The 7,352-nt window shown below is 45.9% G+C and carries 6 protein-coding genes and 2 rRNA genes; 7 read left to right on the top strand and 1 reads right to left on the bottom strand.

The genetic code is table 11. The features are described 5' to 3' along the window. A 23S ribosomal RNA gene (locus ACUYLD_RS12520) occupies nucleotides 1-178 on the top strand; the annotation flags it as partial. A 77-nt stretch (nucleotides 179-255) separates the two neighbouring features. After that, nucleotides 256-372: ribosomal RNA gene (gene rrf / locus ACUYLD_RS12515) — 5S ribosomal RNA — on the top strand. Between the two features lie 178 nt (nucleotides 373-550). Here rrf and ACUYLD_RS12510 read toward each other — a convergent pair. Continuing rightward, nucleotides 551-709 (bottom strand): hypothetical protein, encoded by a 159-nt coding sequence (locus tag ACUYLD_RS12510; protein ID WP_165147892.1) that lies wholly within the window; start codon nucleotides 707-709, stop codon nucleotides 551-553. Between the two features lie 294 nt (nucleotides 710-1,003). On the opposite strand from ACUYLD_RS12510, the gene ACUYLD_RS12505 reads away from it, so the two are divergent. The 5 genes from ACUYLD_RS12505 to ACUYLD_RS12485 all read left to right on the top strand — a co-directional run bounded on the left by ACUYLD_RS12505 (nucleotide 1,004) and on the right by ACUYLD_RS12485 (nucleotide 7,285). Next, nucleotides 1,004-2,335: an extracellular solute-binding protein gene (locus ACUYLD_RS12505; RefSeq protein WP_446675178.1), complete on the top strand. Its 1,332-nt coding sequence runs from the start codon at nucleotides 1,004-1,006 to the stop codon at nucleotides 2,333-2,335. Between the two features lie 228 nt (nucleotides 2,336-2,563). Then, nucleotides 2,564-3,454 (top strand): carbohydrate ABC transporter permease, encoded by an 891-nt coding sequence (locus ACUYLD_RS12500; protein WP_446675177.1) that lies wholly within the window; start codon nucleotides 2,564-2,566, stop codon nucleotides 3,452-3,454. A gap of 5 nt (nucleotides 3,455-3,459) precedes the next feature. Beyond that, nucleotides 3,460-4,293, top strand: a complete 834-nt coding sequence (locus ACUYLD_RS12495) for a carbohydrate ABC transporter permease (RefSeq protein ID WP_446675176.1) — start codon at nucleotides 3,460-3,462, stop codon at nucleotides 4,291-4,293. A 30-nt stretch (nucleotides 4,294-4,323) separates the two neighbouring features. Further along, complete coding sequence (locus tag ACUYLD_RS12490) at nucleotides 4,324-6,120, top strand: sensor histidine kinase (RefSeq protein ID WP_446675175.1); 1,797 nt, start codon at nucleotides 4,324-4,326, stop codon at nucleotides 6,118-6,120. Then, nucleotides 6,101-7,285, top strand: a complete 1,185-nt coding sequence (locus ACUYLD_RS12485; RefSeq protein ID WP_025723834.1) for a response regulator — start codon at nucleotides 6,101-6,103, stop codon at nucleotides 7,283-7,285. The genes ACUYLD_RS12490 and ACUYLD_RS12485 overlap by 20 nt, the downstream gene beginning before the upstream one ends. The last annotated feature ends 67 nt before the right edge of the window (nucleotides 7,286-7,352 follow it).

Here is a 7,352-nt window from a genome sequence, read left to right as displayed (position 1 = left end):
GCTGGGTAGCTATGTACGGAAGGGATAAGCGCTGAAAGCATCTAAGCGTGAAGCCCCCCTCAAGATGAGATTTCCCAGTATGTAAGACCCCTTGAAGACGACGAGGTAGATAGGTTGGGGGTGGAAGTGCAGTAATGCATGGAGCTGACCAATACTAATCGGTCGAGGGCTTATCCTAAGATAAAACGCAAATGAGTTTCGGATCCAGTTTTCAGGGTGTAACCTTGAATGTAGAATTTACGATGTAAATTCATGTTTGGTGGCGATAGCGGAGGGGTTCCACACGTACCCATCCCGAACACGACCGTTAAGCCCTCCAGCGCCGATGGTACTTGGACCGCAGGGTCCTGGGAGAGTAGGACGTCGCCAAGCAAAATAAAAGAGCACAGCCTTAAAGGCTGTGCTCTTTTTCTTATAACCAATTCATTTATTATTCACATGAAAGGTCTTTCTCATGGATTCGGTCAAAAGTTTTATGATATCCTGGTTGTCCTTTGTATAGTGGTGCTTAGTTAGCATTTTTAACTAAGGACAGTATTAACTGGGGAAGTTAATCTATTTCAACCTGTTCTGTCTGAAGGACACTCAAGGCTTGAAGTTTACGGGTAATTTCTTTTTGCCACTTGGTATCTCCGACTTGTACGGCAAGATTGAGAAGGTCCAAATAATCATCAATATGCAGGGAGGTTTTACTGAAAGTTTCTTTCACTGCGGTCCTGCCTCCTTTAAAGTATATGTGTATTTATCATTTAATAATGATAATCATTATCATAATATGATCTTATTCATATTATGCCTGTGTTCTAGATAAATTGCAAGTTATGATATGAATGAATTTTGAAGCACGCAAATGAGGGCTTGAAAAAACAAACCCTTCTCCTTAAGTTCACGCATTGTTCACGTCTTTTCTATGGAACATAATGAAAAGAACAAGCGGGCATTGAGTGTCCACCAATAAGGAGGGCAAATTGCGCAATGCTTCAACAAGAGGAGGAAAAGGACCATGAGCAGAACAAAAATGAAAGCGTTTGCCATTGTGATGGTGAGCGCCTTGGCATTGACGCTGGCAGCTTGTAATAACGGACAAAGCGCAAGTCCGGGAAATTCAGGAGAACCGAGCAAAGGCACCGAAACGAAAGATGTTACGATTACCTTTCAGAACATTAATCCTGATCCGAGCACCCCTTCGTACAAAATGATTAAGCAAATTGTAGGTCAATACGAGCAGGATCATCCTCATGTCAAAATTGAATTGGATTCGCTAAATACAGATCAACAAAAGCTTAAGCTGAAAACACAGGCAGCGGCGAAAGAAGTACCTGATATCACGATTGTAAACCCGGCTGCACAGATGAAGCCATTCGTAGATGCCGGGCTGCTGGCTCCATTAAACGATGTGGCTGATAAAGAGGGGCTAAAAGATACGTTTCAGAATGGACTTCTTAATTACTATAGTTTCGACGATAAGCTCTACGCTTTTCCGGATGGCAACAATATAGAAGTGGTGTTTTACAATAAGGAACTGTTCAAGCAGGCGGGAATCCAGAAGTTGCCGACCACCTTTGACGAGCTGATTACGACGGTCAAAACGCTGAAGGCGAAGGGAATTACTCCGATTGCCATTGGGGAAAAGGATTCATGGACGGGGTCCCTCCTTTTTATGAACATTTTGTTGCGTACGAATGAAGGACCGAATTTTCTCAATGATGTATTGGACGGCAAAAAGACGTTTAACGACCCGGCTTTTGTGGAAGCGGTGGATGCATTTCAGGAATTGGTGCAGGCAGGAGCTTTCCCGGATGGAGCTACATCTATTGACTACAATGCAGGCGGTAATATTTTTAAAACAGGAAAAGCCGCGATGTATATCATGGGTACATGGGAAACGGGGTCAATTGATGCTTCTTCGGTAGCGGGTAAGGTAGGAGCGTTTCAATTCCCTACGGTGAATGGCAAGGGTGATGTGAATGAGTATGTAATTGCGCCGGGCAGCGCATTTGCGGTATCTGTGAACAGTGAACATTTACAGGAAACGAAGGATTTTCTGCACTATTTTATTAAGGAGATGCCCAAAATTCAGTTTGATCTGAAAAATGCGATTGGCAGCGGTCAGAAAATGAAAGGTGATCTGAAGGAAGCGGGCTACTCCGAGTTAGCGATTAGTCTTAATGAGCTGTTCAAGAATGTAAAAGGGGGCGATCTCGCTTTTGATAATACGATGAATCCGGCTATTGCGCAGGCGCATCTGAGTAGCATTCAAAACCTGTTCGTACAAAAGGAAGACTCTGCACAAGTTGCCAAGGAACATCAGAACATTTTTGAAACGAATAAATAAGTGAGGATTTTGCAAAAATCCAATAAGCGACTCCCAATGAACAATATATAGATCAAATTGGCCTGGTTCGTCTAGATATTACACTTTGGAGCGACTGGAATTGAATTTTGCAAAATCCTGAAGTAGCAGGCACTAGGGAGGGGGCAGAATGCTCCTTCCCTGATTGGAAATCATTTAGGTTGCGCATCCTCAGAAGATGTTCAGAATCAACACAAAGGAGATTAGAGCATGAATGTACTGAAGGTGCCAGCACGTACCATTGCCGTTTTCGTGCTACCCTGCCTGTTGTTGTATACCTGTATGGTATTTGTTCCGATTCTGGTGTCGGTGTATTGTGGATTGCTGGATTGGAACGGTATTGCCGAGGCAAAGTTCGTGAGGCTGGCTAATTTTGAGCGGATTTTTACAGCAGATGCAGTATTCTGGCCATCCGTGAAACGGACTATGATGTTTGCTGTGTTTTCCATGCTGGAGATTCCGTTCTGTCTGCTGCTGGCGATCTTGCTTAATCGTTATGTGCGTAAGGCCAATACGCTGGTTACGATGTATTTTCTGCCGGTTATTCTGTCGGTGGTCATTATCGGGCAGCTGTGGAAGACGATCTATAATCCGGCCTCGATGGGTGGAATGCTGAACGGTATTTTGATGGCGATTGGGCTGGAAAGCTGGACACGCTCATGGCTGACGGAACCGCAGATAGCGATGTACGCCCTCTATTTTGTATCGTTGTGGCAGTATTTTGGCTATCATTTGCTTATCCAGTTTACCGGGGTGCAAAATATACCGAATGAGCTGTACGAAGCAGCCAAAATTGATGGAGCTGAAGGATTCAAAGCAGACCGCTATATTACGCTGCCGCTTATTGTACCTATTTTCAAGATATCAATTGTATTAGCATTTATCGGCTCCCTGCAATCGTTTGATTTGATCTGGGTGATGACGGGTGGAGGACCAGCCCATGCGACGGATACAGTATCCACGTATATGTACAATATGTCCTTTTTATCGATGAAATACGGATATGGCAGCGCATTGGCTTCAATTCTCGTAGTGATTTGCTTGTCATTTACAATTGTGATAAATTTTGTTTTCAAACGAATCGAAAATAAGGTAAGCTAAAGGAGATGGAACTGTTGAATGCCTTGAAAAAAACGGGAGTCTTTTCCTTATTGGCAATCTTAATTGTCACGCAGCTGTATCCACTCTTTTGGCTGCTGACCTATTCGTTGAAGACGAATGAAGAGATATTGAGCTCAAGTTTCTTTACACTTCCTCAAGTGCCCCAGTGGCACAACTATCAGGAAGCCTATGAATCAGGGAGCTACTTGCGTTATTTAGGAAACAGTGTGCTGGTGACCGGGGTTACAATGATTTTCGTCATTTTATTAAGCTCGATGACTGCTTATGCGATTACACGTTTTCGTTGGCGCTTCGGGGCTGTTGTGCTGACTTTGTTTTTGATCGGGATGATGATCCCGATGCAAGCCACACTACTGCCACTGATGGTGATGTTTAAAAACGTCCATATTCTGAATACGTATTTCTCACTGATTTTACCCTACATTGCTTTTCAGACACCGATTGCGGTCTTCATCCTATCCGGCTTTATGCGGTCCATTCCCCACGAAATTGAAGAATCCGCTTACATTGACGGAGCAAGCATTTATCGTATTTTCCGCAGTGTAATCTTACCCATCTCGATTCCGCCTATCATGACGGTATGTATTTTAACTTTCATTAACATCTGGAATGAATACATTATGGCTGCCACCTTTATCTCGTCCGAGAAGCTCAAAACTCTCCCTTTCGGCGTATATACGTTCGTCAGCCAGTATTCTGTGAACTACGGTAATATTGGTGCTTTTCTAGTCATGGGTGCCTTACCGGTCATTATTATTTATTTTGTTCTGTCCGAAAATATCACCAAGGGCATGGTTGCGGGAGCGGTTAAAGGATAGGCGGCCGAAGCGAAAGGAGCGCACGGAGGTATGATGCGCCGTTTTCAATCCATTCAATACCGCTTGTTTGTTCTGTTCCTATTGAGCATGTCCGGCATTGTGCTGGCGGTCAGTCTATTATTTTACAACCGTACTACGGTGCAGTTCCATGATAAGGTCAGCGAGCTGGCTCGTAAAAATGTATCCCAGACGGCAGGCCTGTTCGAATTGCTACTCGGCAGCTATAACAGTCTCTCCAAATCGATCAGCAACAATATGGATTTGGTTCGTCTGTTGACGACGGATAGTAGTGATTTACCTGCTGTCAATTACATCAACGAACGTACGATTACGAATATTCTGGGGGCTATCTATTATTCGCGTGAGGATCTGATTGGCATCCATGTCATCACAGACACAGGCAAGGTATATAACTATGGAAATTATATGAATGTCATTGATACTCATTACGAACATACGGAATGGTATAAGGAAATTCGAAAGTCGGCGGGTAAAATTGCATGGCTGGGCGTGTATCCTCACTCTGTCATTGATCAGGTGGAAACCAGACCCGTGTTTGCGTTTGGACGGCAGCTCTATGATCTGGATGAACACAAGCCGATTGGTATTGTCCTGTTTGAGGCTGAGCCGCGTTCTGTTTTGTCCGCTCTCCACAATTTGCGGTTAGGCACCAATAGTCAGGTATATTTGTTGGGTCATGAAAATCGAATTGTGTCGGCCACTTCCTCTGATCCGCCACCGGATTTGCAAAATTTAGAGCAGCAGGTACCGGAGGAGGATGTTATTGTAAATCGAAGTAATGAAAGAGTTGTAATCGCTTCCAAGTTGCCGTTTGCCGACTGGTCTGTGATTAGTGTGACACCCAGTGAGGATCTGAACGTGGAGCTGGTGCAAAATCAAAGGTACTTATTTATCGTGGCACCTATACTTATTATTGTGTCGGCGTTAATTGCATCCATCGTCTCCAGGAGCATTTCCCTTCCACTCAAGCGAGTCATTCGGGAAATGAAGCGGGTAGAGACAGGGAATTTCCGTCATACGGTAAACACCAAATCCTATGAAGAAATCAATCAACTAGCTACCTCTTTTAACCATATGGTAAGACGGATTGCAGAGCTAATCGAGCTGGTGCGTATATCATCGGTCAGTGAAAAAAACGCGGAGCTGCACGCGCTACAGACGCAGGTCAATCCACATTTTCTGTATAATACGCTGGATATGATCTATTGGATGCTGGATGAAAAGGGACAAGATCAGCTCGGAGAGGTGGTTCTCTCCTTATCCCATATGTTCCGTTACAGCAGCCAATGGGAAGAGGGGACCGATGTTAGCCTTCGTGAAGAAGTGGAGCAGGTTGGCCACTATCTTACCATTATCCAAGCCCGGCTGGAGGGCAGGGTATCCGTAGACATCAATATTGAAGAACGATGGATGGATATCCGCTTGCCGAAAATGACCTTACAGCCATTGATTGAAAATGCGGTGAAGCACGGACTGGAGCCTCTTCATGCGGATACAGGTGGCAAGTTGCTCGTCAGAGTGGAGGAATATGGCGGTGTATTGAGCCTGCACATCATCGACAACGGTGCAGGGATGGAGTACGAACGATGGGAGGTGGTCCAGGTCGCTTTGGCAGAACCCGGCAAACAGGCGGGCAGCGGGCAGGCGGGAGGCATCGGCCTGCAAAACCTAAATTTACGGCTACGGCACATGTTCGGAGAAGGGTACGGCCTACGGATCTCTAGCGTACCTGGGGCCGGAACAACAGTCACTGTAAGTGTGCCTCTGCCACAGAAGGAGGAGAAACATGAATATTCTGATAGCTGACGATGAAAATATGATTCGGCAGGGGATTCGGCGTACCATTGGCCAAGCTCTACCAACCTGCGGCATTCATCTCGCTGCTTCCACCGAGGAGGCAGCAGGCATTCTGGCGGAGCATCCTGTAGATATTGTATTAACTGATATCCTGATGCCCGGTATGGATGGTCTGGAATTCATGCGTATTTCTAAGCGAAAGCATCCTCATCTGCAGTGGGTTGTCATTTCGGCCCATTCCGACTTCCATTATGCACAAAGAGCAGTAAAGCTGGGTGCCAAGGACTACCTGTTAAAGCCGATTGGTAAAAGAAAGCTGCTGGAATGCATTGAAATACTGGCAGCCGAAGCGCTTGTGGCCTCGCAGCAGGCGAACGAGGGTAGGCTTCTCAAATCCAATATGGTTTATTTGCGTGAAGCCGTTTTCCAACGCTATGCCCTTGGACTGGACACGGGCAAGCTGGATATACAGCCTTTTGTCGAAAATTATCCGGAATTCCATCTCTTCATGGTTCGCATGGAACCTGATCACAAGCAGACTCATCTGGAGCATTTTATGATTGAAAATGTACTGTCCGAGCTCATTGAGGCAGGAGGCAGCGGCTTTGTCGTCAGTCTAGACCGCCATAGTCTGCTGGGCATTGCAAGGCTAAGGGATGAGGCAGAGGCCGCACGGCTAGAGACGTTGCTCGAATCCCATCTGAAGCGTTATGTGAAGGTGCCCCTACAAATTACACGTTCGGGTGTTCATCACAATTTTGCCTCCATACCTGAAGAGGTGGCGCGACTAAGACGTACACCAGAGGAGATTGCAGCCGCAGCAGCGGATACAGGAGAATGTCTGCGCAAAGGCATGCATACGGTAGATGTGGCATTGCAATACATTCGAGCTCACTTTACAGAGGAGCTGTCGCTGGAGAAGGTGGCTTCAATCGTATTTTTGAATCCGGTGTATTTCAGCCAGTTATTCAAGCAAAAGACGGGACAAGGCTACAAGGATTATGTCATTTGCCTGCGTATGGAGGAGGCGAAGCGGCTGCTCAGTGATCCTCATCTGCGGCTGGCTGATATTTCGGAGCGGATCGGCTATCAGGATATGCGGCATTTTACACAGGTATTCCGGCGCAAATGTGGAATGACTCCAACCGAGTATCGGCATCAAGGAGTCAAGTAAGGCGGTATCAACGACCGAATGAAGGAAGTTCATCCAGCATCAGACTGTTTCAGGAGTAGAGCGGTAG

Source organism: Paenibacillus sp. SER-28, assembly GCF_052906305.1.
This window is presented reverse-complemented; position numbering and strand designations above follow the sequence as displayed.